Source organism: Planobispora longispora (assembly GCF_016863135.1).
In the GTDB taxonomy this organism is placed as follows: Bacteria; Actinomycetota; Actinomycetes; order Streptosporangiales; family Streptosporangiaceae; genus Planobispora; species Planobispora longispora.
The window spans coordinates 227,454-241,263 of sequence record NZ_BOOH01000016.1 but is presented as its reverse complement, the minus strand read 5'-3'; the positions used below and the strand labels follow the sequence as shown (position 1 = coordinate 241,263).

At 71.5% G+C, this 13,810-nt stretch carries 11 protein-coding genes; 5 read left to right on the top strand and 6 right to left on the bottom strand.

Going from position 1 to position 13,810, the window contains the following annotated elements:
- Positions 1-6: 6 nt before the first annotated feature.
- Complete coding sequence (locus tag Plo01_RS09565) at positions 7-1,422, bottom strand: NAD(P)/FAD-dependent oxidoreductase (RefSeq protein ID WP_203890151.1); 1,416 nt, start codon at positions 1,420-1,422, stop codon at positions 7-9.
- 205 nt (positions 1,423-1,627) lie between these two features.
- On the opposite strand from Plo01_RS09565, the gene Plo01_RS09560 reads away from it, so the two are divergent.
- On the top strand, positions 1,628-2,380 hold the full coding sequence (locus tag Plo01_RS09560) for an SDR family NAD(P)-dependent oxidoreductase (protein ID WP_203890150.1): 753 nt from the start codon (positions 1,628-1,630) through the stop codon (positions 2,378-2,380).
- Positions 2,381-2,532: 152 nt separating this feature from the next.
- On the opposite strand, the gene Plo01_RS09555 is transcribed toward Plo01_RS09560, so the two are convergent.
- Together Plo01_RS09555 and Plo01_RS40130 are read right to left on the bottom strand one after the other, a co-directional pair.
- The gene (locus Plo01_RS09555; protein WP_239316065.1) at positions 2,533-3,915 is read right to left on the bottom strand and encodes an FAD-binding oxidoreductase; all 1,383 of its coding nucleotides are present in this window, start codon (positions 3,913-3,915) and stop codon (positions 2,533-2,535) included.
- Positions 3,916-3,920: 5 nt separating this feature from the next.
- Positions 3,921-5,480, bottom strand: a complete 1,560-nt coding sequence (locus Plo01_RS40130; protein ID WP_239316063.1) for a class I SAM-dependent methyltransferase — start codon at positions 5,478-5,480, stop codon at positions 3,921-3,923.
- A gap of 151 nt (positions 5,481-5,631) precedes the next feature.
- Between Plo01_RS40130 and Plo01_RS09545 the strand changes: the two genes are divergently transcribed.
- A complete protein-coding gene (locus Plo01_RS09545; protein WP_203890149.1) occupies positions 5,632-6,456 on the top strand; it encodes an SAM-dependent methyltransferase in 825 nt (274 codons plus the stop codon).
- 146 nt (positions 6,457-6,602) lie between these two features.
- Here Plo01_RS09545 and Plo01_RS09540 read toward each other — a convergent pair whose 3' ends face one another.
- Positions 6,603-7,853 carry an acyl-CoA dehydrogenase family protein gene (locus tag Plo01_RS09540; protein ID WP_203890148.1) on the bottom strand — a complete coding sequence of 417 codons (1,251 nt, stop codon included), beginning with the start codon at positions 7,851-7,853 and terminating at the stop codon, positions 6,603-6,605.
- 311 nt (positions 7,854-8,164) lie between these two features.
- On the opposite strand from Plo01_RS09540, the gene Plo01_RS09535 reads away from it, so the two are divergent.
- The 3 genes from Plo01_RS09535 to Plo01_RS09525 are packed head-to-tail and all read left to right on the top strand — an operon-like array spanning position 8,165 to position 11,769.
- Positions 8,165-9,478, top strand: coding sequence for a nucleotide disphospho-sugar-binding domain-containing protein (locus Plo01_RS09535; protein WP_203890147.1), 1,314 nt, complete (start codon positions 8,165-8,167; stop codon positions 9,476-9,478).
- A gap of 18 nt (positions 9,479-9,496) precedes the next feature.
- Positions 9,497-10,738 (top strand): class I SAM-dependent methyltransferase, encoded by a 1,242-nt coding sequence (locus Plo01_RS09530; RefSeq protein WP_203890146.1) that lies wholly within the window; start codon positions 9,497-9,499, stop codon positions 10,736-10,738.
- 8 nt (positions 10,739-10,746) lie between these two features.
- Positions 10,747-11,769, top strand: a complete 1,023-nt coding sequence (locus Plo01_RS09525; RefSeq protein WP_203890145.1) for a Gfo/Idh/MocA family protein — start codon at positions 10,747-10,749, stop codon at positions 11,767-11,769.
- Between the two features lie 190 nt (positions 11,770-11,959).
- Here the strand turns inward: Plo01_RS09525 and Plo01_RS09520 are convergent, their stop codons facing one another.
- Positions 11,960-13,156 (bottom strand): DegT/DnrJ/EryC1/StrS family aminotransferase, encoded by a 1,197-nt coding sequence (locus Plo01_RS09520; protein ID WP_203890144.1) that lies wholly within the window; start codon positions 13,154-13,156, stop codon positions 11,960-11,962.
- 38 nt (positions 13,157-13,194) lie between these two features.
- A complete protein-coding gene (locus Plo01_RS09515) occupies positions 13,195-13,809 on the bottom strand; it encodes an NUDIX domain-containing protein (RefSeq protein ID WP_203890143.1) in 615 nt (204 codons plus the stop codon).
- Position 13,810 lies beyond the last annotated feature (1 nt).

Sequence of the window (13,810 nt, the reverse complement as noted above, 5' to 3'; positions counted from 1 at the left end):
CCCGCCTCAAGGCTGCAGCGCCGTCTCCCGCTCCTCTTCCGGCAGAGGTGCGGCAGCCCAGCTTGCGACGCGGTCGGGGGACTCGGGAGTCAGGCCGGCCGCGGCCAGCAGCACGCGCAGGAGGAAGGCCGGCCGCTGCAGCGTCGAGGGGTGCTCCACCTGGCCCGCCACCCGCATGTACGCCGCGGTGACCTTGTTGTCGCGCGTGGCGGCCTTCTGGATGAGGGCCATCATCTTCTGCTCCAGCTTCAGGGAGAGCGGGCGCTCGCCCTCGACGCCGGGGAAGCTCAGGTCGACGTTGTGGGTCATCTGCCACACCGGGTCGATGACGTTGGCGGCCAGGTCGCGGAAGTAGTCGAGGGGCACGGGGTGGGCGCCGGTGTGCAGGTGCTCGCGGATCGTCATCGCGGAGAGCGCGGCGACCGTCATGCCGCCCGCGTACACCGGGTTGAAGCAGGACACCGCGTCACCGACCACCAGCAGCCCGTCGGGGAAGCGCGGCATGTCCTCGTAGCGGCGGCGCAGCGTGGTGGGGAAGCTGAACTTGACCGGCTCGTCGAGCGGCACGGCCTGGATGACGGCCTCGTAGATCTCCGGCACGCCCAGCGACTTGATCCACTCGTACAGGGCCTTCTGGTCGGTGGGCGGGTGGTCGCCGAGGATGCCGTACGTGGTCATCTCGACCCGGCCGCCGTCGGTCTTCGCGAAGATCACACCGCGCGGGTTGCCGGGGTGGGCGACGCTGTTGATGGACAGGTCGCCCAGGTACGGGTCGGTGCGCAGGCGGTAGTGCTGGGTCACGTAGGCCAGACCGATCTTCTTCCGGTCCTCCTTGACCCGCGGATAGCCCAGGTCCTCCAGCCAGATCGGGGTGCGCGAGCCCCGGCCCGTGGCGTCGACGACGAGGTCGGCGCCCAGGACCTCCTCGACGCCGTCACCGCCGAGGTCGTGCACGCGCACGCCGGTGACGCGGCTGTTGTCCGGCGTCGTCACCAGCCCCAGGATGTCGTGGCGCTCGGCGATCCGGACGTTGGGGATGGACAGGGTGCGCTCCCTGACGTGGTGCTCCAGCTTGGGACGGCTGGGGCCGATGCAGAGCATGTCGGCCTTGCGCTGCTTGAGCCGCTTGCCGCGGACGTACCAGCGGACGGTCCCGGCCAGGTCCCCCTTGGGCACACCGTCGGAGAGCATCTCCTCGGTGATCCCGGGGTACATCTCCTCGATGGCTATCTGACCGCGGGTGAGCAGCCCATTGATGTGCCGGCTCTGCGGGCAGCCCCGGCGTGGCCCGTCCACGCCCAGAAGCTCGTCTCGGTCCACCACGACGACCTCGTCGTATGCGTCGGAGAGAACTCTGGCCGCGAACAGCCCGCCAAGGCTGCCGCCGAGCACCACCGCACGGGTACTGACATCGTTGCCCATAGTGGTCTTCTCCTCGAAATCCGGTATTGCTCAGCCGCATATGCGAGGCAGGCGAATATTGGCCTGAGCGCGACTTTTGACCCGCGCTCATCGTCTGTCTCCGACATTCGGCACTGCATCTCCCGAAATGCTTTCGCCGGAAGCAGCGAAAAAGCACCGCAATTACGGAGGTGTGGTGAGAGAAGCCGGATGTGAGCCTGGCGGCATGGCGGAGTTCGAAGGAAAAACCGTATTGATCACCGGCGGTGGCAGCGGCATGGGCCTGGCCACCGCGCAACGACTCGTGGCGGAGGGCGCGAACGTCGTGCTCGCCGGGCGCAGCCCGGAGCGGCTGGCCACCGCGGCGAAGACGCTGGACGCCGACGACCGGGTGCTGACCGTGCCCGCCGACGTGTCCCGGGTCGCCGACCTGGATCGGCTCCACGACGAGACCCGGCGGCGTTTCGGCCGCCTGCACGGGGTCTTCGCGAACGCGGGCATCGCGCAGTTCGCCCGCGGCGCGGAGGTGTCCGAGGCGGACTTCGACCACGTCGTCGGGGTCAACTTCAAGGGCGTCTACTTCACCGTCCAGAAGTCGCTCCCCCTGCTGGAGGACGGGAGCTCGATCGTCGTCAACGGCTCCTGGCTGGCCCATCGCGGCATGGCGTTCACCTCCGTGTACGCCGCGGCCAAGGCCGCCGTGATCAACCTGACCCGCACCCTGGCCGCCGACCTGGGCCCCCGGGGCATCCGGGTCAACGCCATCAGTCCCGGCTACATCGTGACGGAGATGTTCGAGGGCATCGCCACCACCGAGGAGGCGAGGGAGGCCTGCCGCGGCAACGTGGCGCTGGGCCGGCTCGGCGCCGCCGAGGACGTCGCCGACGCGGCCCTCTTCCTGCTCTCGTCCCGTGCCTCGTACGTCACCGGGCAGGAGATCGCCGTGGACGGCGGGCTGACGACGTCCATCCCTCTGTAGCCCCCCGCAGACCCCTGCAGACGCCCATCCCCGCGGACGTCCATTCCCCGCGGCGGCGACGATTCCCCGAGAAGCAGCAACGGCCGGGAGAGGATCCCCTCTCCCGGCCCTGTCCCGTTCTCAGCCCCGTCCCGTTCTCGCCACGATCCCGTTCAGTACGGCAGAGCCGTGCAGTTCGGGCTGATGTCGCGGCGGAAAAGACCGCCGGGATCGACCCGGGCGCGGATCCGGTCCAGGATCGCCACCCGATCGTCGTCCAGGTGCCGCTGGGGCTGGTCGATCCGTTCCACGAAGGTCGGCACGGTCCCGCCCGTGTCCCAGGGCGCCAGGGCGGCGCGCACGGCCGCGCAGTACTCCCGGATCGTCTCGGCGCTCAGCTCCTCGTGCGGGACGCCGGCGCCGGAGTAGGCGTAGCGGGCGGTGACGTGGGTGAACGCGCCCTCCGCCGACGGCCGCGAGAACGCCCCGCCGAGCTGCCGCAGGCCCGCGGTGATCAGGGGCGACTCCTTCCCGATGACGCCGGCGAGCGCCGCGATCCCCTCCTCGCCGAGCTCGCCGAGCAGCAGGTGGTCCCCCACGATGGCGACGGGGTCGGCGGGATCCATGTGCGCCTCCAGCACGCCCACGGCCCCGGTGGTCTGCCAGGTGTCCATGACGGGGTCGGCGACCGCGCGCAGGGGCCCGAGCAGGTCCTCGGCCTGTCGCAGGGCGGTGGCGGCGTCACCCGGTTCCCCGGCCAGCACCGCGCCGTCCACGCAGAGCACCGGTCCCGCGGCCAGGACGGGCGGGACCTCGGGCAGCGGCGGCAGGTTCAGCACGCGGGCCGACGTGGTCACCTCCCACGGGGCCTCCAGCGTCCACTCCCGCCAGATCCGCAGCAGCTCCGGAGCGTGCGCGACCGGCCAGAAGGAGGCGCCCGTCACCACCGAGGCCACCGGGAGCAGGTCCACCTCCACCGCCGTGACGACGCCGAATCCGCCGCCGCCGCCGCGCAGCGCCCACAGCAGCTCGGGGTCGGCCGCCTCGTCCGCCCGGCGCAGTTCGCCGTCGGCGGTCACCAGTTCCGCGGCCCGCAGGCAGTTGGTGGCCAGGCCCACCTTGCGCCCGTAGAAGCTCATTCCGCCGCGCAGGAGATAGCCGACGGCGCCGACGTCGGCCGAGGAGCCGTGCGGCGGGGCCAGCCCGTACGCCGCGGCGGCCTCGACCACCGCGCCCCACCGCGTCCCGGCCGGGACGCGGGCCACCCGGCGGGCGCTGTCGATCTCCACTCCGCCGGCGAGCTCCGTCCTGATCAGCAGGGTGCCGCGCCTGGAGCGGGCGGCCGCGGAACCGTGCCCGGTGGTGTGGACGGTCACCGGCAGGCCGGCCGCGGCGGCGTGGCGGACGGCGCCCCGGACCTCGTCCACCGTGCGCGCGGTCAGCGCCGCGGCGGGTTCGGCGGGCGCGACGAGGTTGAACACCCGCGTCGCGGCCCCGTAGCCCGGTTCGCCGGGCTCCGCCAAGCCGGCGGGCCTGGAGGCGTCGATCACGGTCACCGGGTTCAGTCCTCCCGCTCGGCCGTGATGAAGACGAACGTGCCGGGGCCGGACATGTCACGGACCTTCAGGCCCGCGTCCGCCAGCCACCGGTGGAGCTCCTCCCGCTCGAACAGCAGCATGCCCTCGACGCGGCTGGGGAAGAAGTGCGAGGCCTGGAAGTGGCGGGCGATCGGGTCGGAATCGAACAGGAAGGTCATCATGGTCAGGGTGCCGCCCGGCCGCAGGACGCGTCCCATCTCCGCGATGGCCGCGGCCGCGTCGTCCGGGAAGGCCTGAAGGGCGTTCCAGCAGTTCACCGCGGCGAAGGAGGCGTCCTCGAAGGGCAGCCGCAGGGCGCTGGCCCGCACCGCCGGCACCTCCGGGAGCCTGCCGCGGAGCACGGTCAGCATCGGCAGCCCCATGTCCATGGCGATCAGCCGGTCGGCGCCGACGGCCCCGGCCACCACCTCCGTCCACCGGCCGGCCCCGGCGGCCAGGTCCAGGACCGGCCCCCCGACACCCGTCAGGTTGCGGGCGATGTAGCGGTCCTCCTCCTCGGGGGTCACCTCGTCGCCCCAGTTCGCGCCGGCGATCCTGAGGAAGGCCGGGCGGAGCACGGCCTCGTAGTACAGGCCCATGCTCGGCATCTCGGCCAGTTTCTGGAGCAGACCGGCGGTCGCCTCGTCGGTGGAGTCCGTCGCGCCGAACGTGGTCTCCTCGACCCCCTCGGAGAGGTCGAGGATGCCCCGGGCGAGGGGATAGCGCAGGGAGCACGCGCCGCACCGGACGTGGTCGTCCTCGAACGACAGGGGGCCCCGGCAGGCCGAGCAGCGCAGCGCGTCGCCGTACCGGCTGAAGACCTCCAGACCGAGCTCGGGCGCGGGCGGCGGGTCGTAGGAGTCGGGCTCCGGGCCGATCGCCGCCGGGGCGCCGTACCGGACGGCCCAGTACGCCTTCGCGCCCGAATAGCCGAGGATGGTGCGGCTGTCGTTCTGCCAGTTGGCGGTGATCTGCTGGAGCGTCAGGTTCTTGATCGACGCCTTGTCGTACTCGCGCTCCTGCTCGGTCAGCTTCCACACGGACGGCGACGGCCAGACGCGGCCGAGCTCGGGCTGCTCCGGGTCCAGGTGCCGCAGGTTGCGCTCCAGCCGGGTCAGGTCGTCGGCGTCCAGGCCCAGCGGCGCCACGGCCGCCAGGATCCGGTCGCGATCGTCCGGGAAGTGCGAGACCAGGTAGAGCAGGGCGAGCGTCAGCGGGTCGTCCTTGGCGCCCCGCGACAGCAGGTCCAGATAGAGGTCGAGTCCTTCCCGGACCGCCCGGGAGAGCGGACCGCCGACGGCCGGGTACTCGGATTCGGCGAGCAGTCCCAGCAGGACCGCCAGGTAGCCCTGCCGGGCGGCGTCGGCGCGGCCCAGCTCGGACACGAGGCGGGGCACCGCGGGCAGCGCCGCGTCCTTTGCGACACCCTCGTGCCACAATTCGCCGACCAACCGCAGGTAGCTGTCCCCCACCGAGTCGAGCGGCGCCGCGGCGAACTGCGCGACCAGGTCGTCGGCCTCCGTGCGGACGGTGGAAACGGTCATGTCATGGGTCCTCTCGCGATAAAAAGAGCAGGGCGAATCGCGGCAGTTCCCCATCCTCACCCGCATGCTTTTTCCCGGCATCTCTGTGCGTGCGTATCATCCAGCAACCGGAGAGATGCGGACCCGTCCGATTCGGCGGCTAATTCAAAGCATGGAAACCATCGGCATGTCGGAAATCGGCACGCACTACGACGAGCGTTCTCCGATCGCGGATGAATTGCGCGACGGCCAGGTGCACATGTGGTACTGGTACGACGAGGAGGACCAGGTCCCGCTCAGGGACGCCGTGCACCGCATCACCCGGAAGGTCACCGACACCCTCGGCCTCCGTTCGGGGGAGCGGCTCCTGGACGCCGGCTGCGGGCCCGGCGAGACCGCGGTCTTCCTCGCCAAGCGGTACGGCGCGGAGGTCACCGGGATCACGCTGAGCGGTTACGAGCTCGACCAGGCCGAGCGGCGCTCCGCGGCGAACGGGGTCGCGCACCTGACGCGCTTCGAACGTGCCGACTACATGGAACTGCCCTTCGACGACGGCTCCTTCGACGCGGTGCTGGCGCTGGAGTCGCTGCAGAACGCGCCCGACCCGGCCCGCGTCTTCGCCGAGTTCCTCCGGGTGCTGCGCCCCGGCGGCCGGGTCTCCTTCTCCGACTTCAGCCTGGAGTCCGCGCGGGAGCCGGAGCGGGTGGCCACCTTCATGTCCACCCTGAAGCTGCCGCAGCTCCCGACGCTGGGAGAGTGGCTGGAGTACGCCACGGCGGCCGGGTTCGAGATCGAGGAGTACACCCAGTGCGGCCCGCGGGTGTACGGGCGCAAGTCCAAGTACATCAAGGCCGCGCTGGAGCAGCGGGAGGAGCTGCTGGCCAAGTTCGGCCAGGCGGCGCTGGACGAGTTCGCCCGCAGGCACCACGGCTTCTTCGTGCCCCGCAAGGACCAGATCGGCTACGTGATCGTCTCGGCTCGCAAGCCACGCGGGTGACTCGGCTCGCAAGCCACGCGGGGAGTCCCCGAACACGCGGGTGGGTCCCCGCCGGACATGTCACCGGGGTCATGTCACGGGTGAGCCCCCGCCGGGCACGGCCGGCGGGGGCTCACCCGTGACATGGGCTCACCTGTGACGGGGGCTCAGTGCGCCGCCTCCACCACGCCGAACCTGGCCTTGGCCAGCTCCCGCTTGGCGATGGTCGACAGGAAGACGGCGAAGCCGGCGTGGCTGTGGAACATCGACATGTCGCGCCACACCCGCTCGATGCGCTCTCCCTGGCGGACCGCGCTCGAACCCGCGGTCGGGAACAGGTAGTCGGCGACCGCCCGCCAGCACAGCTCGACCACCTGGTGGCAGACGGCCGCGATGCGCATCTCCAGCTCCTGGGTGATCGCCGCCGGGCCCTCGGCGCTGGTCTCGCGCCACTCCCGCACGATGCTGAGCACCGCCGCCTCGCCTGTGGCGATCATCCCGGCGGCCTGGCCGTACCAGAACTGGTAGTCGGGGTCCTGCGCGCGGGGCAGGTTGGGCGGGAAGGGGGCGGTTCTGGACCGCATCAGATCCTCGTAGGCGTCGAGCGCGCCGCGCGCCATGCCCACCGCCAGGATGGCGTCCTCGATCACCATGAAACTGAGCTGGCCGCCGCCGTACTCGGGGTTGCCGTGCAGGTCCCGGCCGGGCGTCCCGTCCGTGACGGTCACCTGGCTGATGTGGGTGTCCATGGTGTAGTGGGCGGGGATGAGCGCGTCGCGCATGGCGATGCCGTGCGACCCGCTGCCCTTGAGGCCCAGCTGGAGCCCCCAGTCGTCGAGCCGGGTCCACTCGCGGCGCGGGACGATGAACATCATCGGCCCGGCGGGCTCCCCCGCCGCGGGCGAGACCATGGTGTGGCCGAGGAAGTGCGTGGCGTACGGGGAGCCGGAGCAGTAGTTCCAGGTGCCGTTGAGCCGCCAGCCGCCCTCGGGCGTGCGCTCGGCGGTCCCGCTCGGGACGACGGTGGCCGGGCAGATGAAGTCGCCGCCGCTGAACAGCTCGGTCTGCGTGCGCTCGTCGAACAGCGACGCCACCACGAGCGCGTGCGAGGCGCCCAGGCAGTACATCCACCCGGTGGACGGGCAGGCCCGGGTCAGCGTCATCACGACGCGCGCGAAGGTGTCGACGCCGAATTCGTAACCGCCGAACCGGCGCGGCACGAGAATCCGGTAGAAACCTGCTTTCCGGAACTCCTCGTGCGTGTCCTCGGCGTAGTACCCGCGCGCCTCCGTCTCCGCCTGCCGTGCGACGAGCCCGGCCGCGATGGCCTCGGCCCGGGCGACGACCGTTTCCGGCGTCAGATCGGGTTCCGGCGGGGAAGCGTGGGTGTGCTGAGAAAATTCCGTGGCTACAGCCATCGCATGAATCCTTCGGATCCGGATTTACATAAGGTGAGAGCCGCCTCGCCCACTTTCGCCGGACCCGGCCTTTCCGGCACCTTCTGGAATGCGAATGCCCGGAAGCGGTCCGGAGGGGCGGCGCAACCACGCAATTCAGAAGACGCCCGTGACGCGGCCCGTCGCGATACTGGGGTCCGAGCGTTGTCCCGGGCACGCGCGCGTGCGCACCGGCCGAGTCGGCTCGATCAGCACGTGCGGGCTTCCGTCCGGGCACGCGCACCGGCCGGCTGCCGCCGGCTCTCGCTGATCATCTCAGTGGAAGGACTCCGATGCGGATCCTGTTCGTCACCAACCCCTTCCGGGCGCATCTCTACGTCCAGGTCCCCATGGCGTGGGCCCTGCGCACCGCCGGGCACGAGGTGTGCATCGCCGCCCCGCCCGACATGGCGGAATCCGTCGCCCACACCGGGCTCCCCGGCGTCTCCGTGGGCCCCATGCTGCGGCTGGAGGAGAGGATGGCGAACGTGTCGCCCGGCGACCAGCCCATGAGGATGACGCCCACGACGCCGCCGGAGGAGTTCGGCCCGTGCGACCCGCGGGGCCTGCGGACCGGGCGGTCCGACCAGGGCGACTACGGCTGGGACGATCCCCACATCGAGCTGGAGGACTTCACCGCGGGCGTGCGCGACGTCTTCTTCCCCGAAGAGGTCTTCGACGACCTGGTGGACTTCGCCCGCGTGTGGCGTCCCGACCTCATCGTCACCGATCCCACCGCCTTCCCCGGCGCCGTCGCGGCCCGGGTCGTGGGTGCGGCCCACGCCCGCATGTTGTGGAACGTGGACCGCGTCGCCCAGCTTCGCGCCGCGTGCCGGTTCGGCCCGGACTCCGCGGAGGACCCGGTCCGGCAGTGGCTGGAGCCCATCCTCGATCGATTCGGCTGCGAGTTCGACGAGGTCGTCGCGCTCGGGCACTGGACGATCTCCCCCTCCCCGCCCTGGATCTGGCAGCCCGAGGGGGTGCACTACCTGCCGGTGCGCAACATCCCCTTCAACGGCCCGGCCACCACCCCCCGGTGGGTCTTCGAGCGGCCCGCCCGCAGGCGCGTGTGCATCACCCAGGGCATCTCCCATCGGGACGCGACCATCGGCGGCTCCTCCCCCGCCCAGGCGCTGTTCGACGCGGTCGCCGACCTCGACATCGAGGTCATCGCCACCCTCGACGCCCGCCAGCTCGGCTCCGCCACCGTCCCCGACAACGTCCGCGTCGTCGACTTCGTGCCCCTCAACGCCCTGCTGCCCAGCTGCTCGGCCTTCGTCCACGAGGGCGGCACGGGGGCCTTCGCCTCAGCCCTCGAACACGGCGTCCCCCAGATCATCGTGCCCAACGACTTCAAGGTCGAGAAGTGGGGCGGGCCCCTGGCCATGGGCCTCGGCCTGGAACACCGCGGAGCCGGCGTCTACGCCGGCAACTCCGGCACCTTCACCGCGGACACGCTCCGCGACAGCCTCAAGAAGATCCTGGAGGACCCCTCCTACGCCGCCAACGCCGCCCGGCTCAGCACCGAGTACACCGCGATGCCCGGCCCCAACGACGTCGTACCGGCACTGGTGAGGCTGACCGCCCAGTACCGCGCCGCACACTGACACCCCAGGGGAAGCCTGATGAACATCACCGAATGCACCGAGTGCCGCATCTGCCGGAACCGTGATCTGATACCCGTCCTCGACCTGGGAGTCCAGGCGCTGACGGGAGTCTTCCCCCGCAGCGCCGACGAGGTCGTGCCGTCGGCCCCGCTGGAACTCGTCAAGTGCTCCCCGGACGGCTGCGGGCTGGTCCAGCTCCGGCACACCGCCGACCTCTCCCTGATGTACGGCGACCGCTACGGGTACCGCTCCGGCATCCGGCCATTCATGATCAACCACTTGCACGGCAAGGTCGCCAGGCTCACCGGCATGGTCGGCCTGGACGGCGCCGACCTGGTCGTCGACATCGGCAGCAACGACTCCACGCTGCTGCAGGCGTACCCGGCCGACGGTCTCACCCTGGTCGGGATCGACCCCACGGGCGAGAAGTGGCGGCAGTACTACCCCGACCACATCGACCTGGTCCCGGACTTCTTCTCCAAGGAGGTCTTCACCGAGCGGTACGGCGACCGCAAGGCCAAGATCGTGACCTCGATCGCGATGTTCTACGACCTGCCGGACCCGCTCGGATTCATGGCCGACGTGCGCGACATCCTCACCGAGGACGGGGTGTGGCTGGTCGAGATGAGCGACGCGGGCTCGATGGTGGAGTCGCTGGCCTACGACGCGGTGTGCCAGGAACACCTGGAGTACTACGCGTTCAGCCAGATCGAGTGGATGGCCGAGCGCGTCGGGCTCACCGTGACGTCCGCTGAGATCACCGACGTCAACGGCGGCAGCCTCTGCGTCACCCTGGTGAAGGACCCCGCCCGGCACCCGGCCGACACCGCCTCGATCGAGCGGGTCCGCCGCCGGGAGGCCAGGCTCGGGCTGGATTCCGTGGCCACCTACGAGACCTTCGCCCGCCGCGTCCGCCACCACCGCGACGAGCTGCTCGGCTTCCTGGACGACTCGCGCGCCGCCGGCAAGCTGACCCTGGGGTACGGGGCCTCGACCAAGGGCAACGTGCTGCTCCAGTACTGCGGGATCGGTCCCGGGGACCTGCCGTGCATCGGCGAGGTCAGCCCAGAGAAGCACGGCGGCTTCACCCCCGGCACCCGCATCCCCATCGTCTCGGAGGAAGAGGCCAAGGCGCGCCGCCCCGACCAGCTGCTGGTGCTCCCGTGGGTGCACCGCGGCGGGTTCGTCGAGCGGGAGCGGGAGTTCCTGGCGGCGGGCGGGAAGATGGTCTTCCCGCTGCCCACCGTCTCCGCGGTCTGACGACGCCCGTGGACGGCCTCCTGCGCTTCGGCGCGATCGGATGCTCGGCGTTCGGCGACCGCAGCATGCTCCCCGTCATCCGGGACAACCCCGCGACCCGCCTGGCCGCCGTCGCGAGCCGGGACCGCGCCCGGGCGGCGGCCTTCGCGGAGAAGTTCCGCTGCGAGCCCGTGACGGGCTACCGGGACCTGCTGCGCCGTACGGACGTCGACGCCGTGTACATCGCACTCCCCAACGCCCTGCACTACGAGTGGGCGCACGCGGCGCTGGAGGCCGGCAAGCACGTCCTGTCGGAGAAGCCGCTGGCCGTCACGGTCCGGGAGACCGCCGCGCTGGCCGCGCTGGCCGGTGAGCGCGGCCTGGTCCTGCGGGAGAACTTCGGCTTCGAGCACCACGGGCAGCACCGGCGCGTGCGCGCCCTGCTGGAGGAGGGCCGCATCGGCCGGCTGCGGCACCTGGAGGCCTCCTTCTGCTTCCCGCCCATGCCCGACGGCGACGTGCGCTACCGGCCCGAGCTGGGCGGCGGGGCCCTGCTCGACCTCGGCGTCTACGCGACACGGGCGATGCAGTACTTCCTCGGCGACGACCTGACCGTGGCGGGCGCCGTGCTGCGGTGCGACCCGCGCTTCGGCGTGGACGTCGCGGGCAGCTTCGTCGCGTCCTCACCGGACGGCGTGATCGCCACGGGGAACTTCGGCTTCGAGCACAGCTTCGGCTCGCGCTACCGGCTCTGGGGCAGCGGCGGCCAGCTCACCGTGGAGCGGGCCTTCACGCCGCCCCCGTGGTACGCCCCGACCCTGCGCATCGTGTCCCAGGATCATGTCGAGGAGATCACCCTGCCCGCCGAGCACCAGCTCGGCGCGAGTGTGACCGCGTTCGCCGGGGCGGTCGAGGCCGCCCGCGTCCTGGGGCACGACCCGCATCACCGGGAATGGTCGGCGACGGCCGTCCGCACCGCCGAGCTGGTCGCCCGCATCGGCGAGACGGCGCACCGGATCGAGGCCGGCCGGGATCTCCTGGTCAGGCTCTGAACCTTTCCCGGGATCTCCTGGTCAGGCTCTGAACCTTTCCCGGCCAGGGAGTCCTGCCTGGTTGGGGGCCTTGCCTGGTCAGGGAGTCTTACCTGGTCAGGGAGCCTTTTCTGCCAGAACCCCGAGTCCGGCCGGGTTCCCCGCCGGGGGGTCCGGCCGGTCCCTCCACCCGGCCGGACGGCGGGTCCCGTCAGGCCGCCCGGGTGCGGCGGCGCCGGGCGGTCACGCAGGCGCGCACCTCGGTGACGACCCGGTCGACGTCGGCGTCGGACAGCGACTGGTGGATCGGCAGGAGCAGCGTCCTGGCCGCCGCGGCCTCGGCCCGGGGCAGCACGGCGTCCGAGCCGTACGCCTTGACCTGGTGCATGAGGGGGTAGCGGAAGGTGGTGTAGATGCCGCGCTCGAAGAGGTCGCGCGCGATCTCGTCGCGGATGTCGTCCTCGAACTGCAGCCAGTACATGAAGTACGAGGAGGTGTGCCCGGCGGGCAGCGGGGGCGGCACGCGCACGCCGGCCAGGCCGGCCAGGCCCGCGTCGTAGGCCCCGGCGACCTCCCGGCGGCGGGCGATGAACTCCCCCAGCCTGTCCAGCTGGACGACGCCGATGGCCGACAGCACGTCGTTGGTGGTGGAGCGGCCGGAGAACGACACGACGTCGTAGTCCCACCAGCGGGTCTTCGAGCGCAGCGCCTGGTCGTAGCCGCTGTGGAAGGACGCGGGCGACGCGGACGCGGCGGCGCGCGGCTCCAGGCCGAGATAGGCGACCTTGGGCGCGCGGGCGGCGAGCTCGGGGTCGCGGACGTACAGCATGCCGCCGTCCACGGTGACCACGATCTTGGCGTGGTCGAAGCTCCACACGCCCATGTCGCCGAACGTTCCGCAGGCGCGCCCGTCCACGGTGGAGGCGATCGCCAGGGCGGCGTCCTCGATCAGATGGACGCCGCGGTCCCGGCACAGCTGCGCGATCTCCGCGACGGCGCCCGGATGGCCCCCGTAGTGCAGGATCACCACGGCTCTGGTGCGCTCGGTCAGCGCCGCCTCGATGTCGGCCGCGCTCGGGTTCAACGTGTGCTCGTCGACGTCGCAGAAGACCGGCCGGGCGCCGCGGGCGGCGATCGCGTTGCCGGCGGCGACGAAGCTCACCGTCGGCAGCACGACCTCGTCGCCGGGCCGGAGGCCGAGCAGCTCCATCGCGACGAACGTGGCCGAGCTGCACGAGTTGGCCGACGTGACGTGCTCGCGGCCCACGCCGAGATGCCGCGCGAAGGCCGCCTCGAACTCGCCGGTACGGGGACCGCGGCCGACCCAGTTGCTCTCGAACACCTCCCGCACCGCCGCGAGCTCGCGCTCGCCCAGCGACGGCTGCACGACATTGATCATTTTGCCCATCGGCACTCCTTGTCTCAGGTCAGACATGGCGGGATGAGCTAACCGTCGCAGCGGTGCGTGGGCCGCGCATCTCCATGAATGCGGCCGTTCACGGCCGGCTCCTCCCCGGCCCGCTCGTGCATCAGCAGCAGCAGGTAGGCGGCGACGGTGGAATCGTCGCGGATGCTGCCCGCGCGGATCATCTGCTCGAACTCCCCGCGTGAGACCCAGCGGTGGCGCATGTCCTGCTCCTCGTGCTCGCGCTGGGGCACGCCCGCGCTCAGGCCGGTGGCCAGGAACACGGTGAAGGACTGCCCGCTGGCGCCGTGCCAGCCGAAGAGCCTGCCGAGCGGTGTCCACGACGCCGCGCTCAGCCCGGTCTCCTCGGCCAGCTCGGCGCGTGCCAGCTCCTCCGCCGTGCCCGTCCGTCCCTGGGGGAAGCAGCCCTGCGGGAACTCCCAGTACCGCCCGCGTATCGGGTACCGGTACTGCTCGACCAGGTGGAACCCGCCGCCGTCCGCGGCGATCACCACGGCGTAGTCGGGCCTGTCGACCACCGAGTAGATGCCGCGGGTGCCGTCCGCGCGCTCCACCACGTCCTCGCGGAACGACAGCCACCTGTTGCGGTACACCTCGCGCGTCGAGACCGTCCGGATGGTGCCGGGCAGGGTCATG

Excerpts from the sequence above, each read along its gene's own strand:
- Plo01_RS09565 (WP_203890151.1), bottom strand. The coding sequence starts at position 1,422 with ATGGGCAACGATGTCAGTACCCGTGCGGTGGTGCTCGGCGGCAGCCTT.
- Plo01_RS09560 (WP_203890150.1), top strand. The coding sequence starts at position 1,628 with ATGGCGGAGTTCGAAGGAAAAACCGTATTGATCACCGGCGGTGGCAGC.
- Plo01_RS40130 (WP_239316063.1), bottom strand. The coding sequence starts at position 5,480 with ATGACCGTTTCCACCGTCCGCACGGAGGCCGACGACCTGGTCGCGCAG.
- Plo01_RS09545 (WP_203890149.1), top strand. The coding sequence starts at position 5,632 with ATGGAAACCATCGGCATGTCGGAAATCGGCACGCACTACGACGAGCGT.
- Plo01_RS09540 (WP_203890148.1), bottom strand. The coding sequence starts at position 7,853 with ATGGCTGTAGCCACGGAATTTTCTCAGCACACCCACGCTTCCCCGCCG.
- Plo01_RS09535 (WP_203890147.1), top strand. The coding sequence starts at position 8,165 with ATGCGGATCCTGTTCGTCACCAACCCCTTCCGGGCGCATCTCTACGTC.
- Plo01_RS09530 (WP_203890146.1), top strand. The coding sequence starts at position 9,497 with ATGAACATCACCGAATGCACCGAGTGCCGCATCTGCCGGAACCGTGAT.
- Plo01_RS09520 (WP_203890144.1), bottom strand. The coding sequence starts at position 13,156 with ATGGGCAAAATGATCAATGTCGTGCAGCCGTCGCTGGGCGAGCGCGAG.
- Plo01_RS09515 (WP_203890143.1), bottom strand. The coding sequence starts at position 13,809 with ATGACCCTGCCCGGCACCATCCGGACGGTCTCGACGCGCGAGGTGTAC.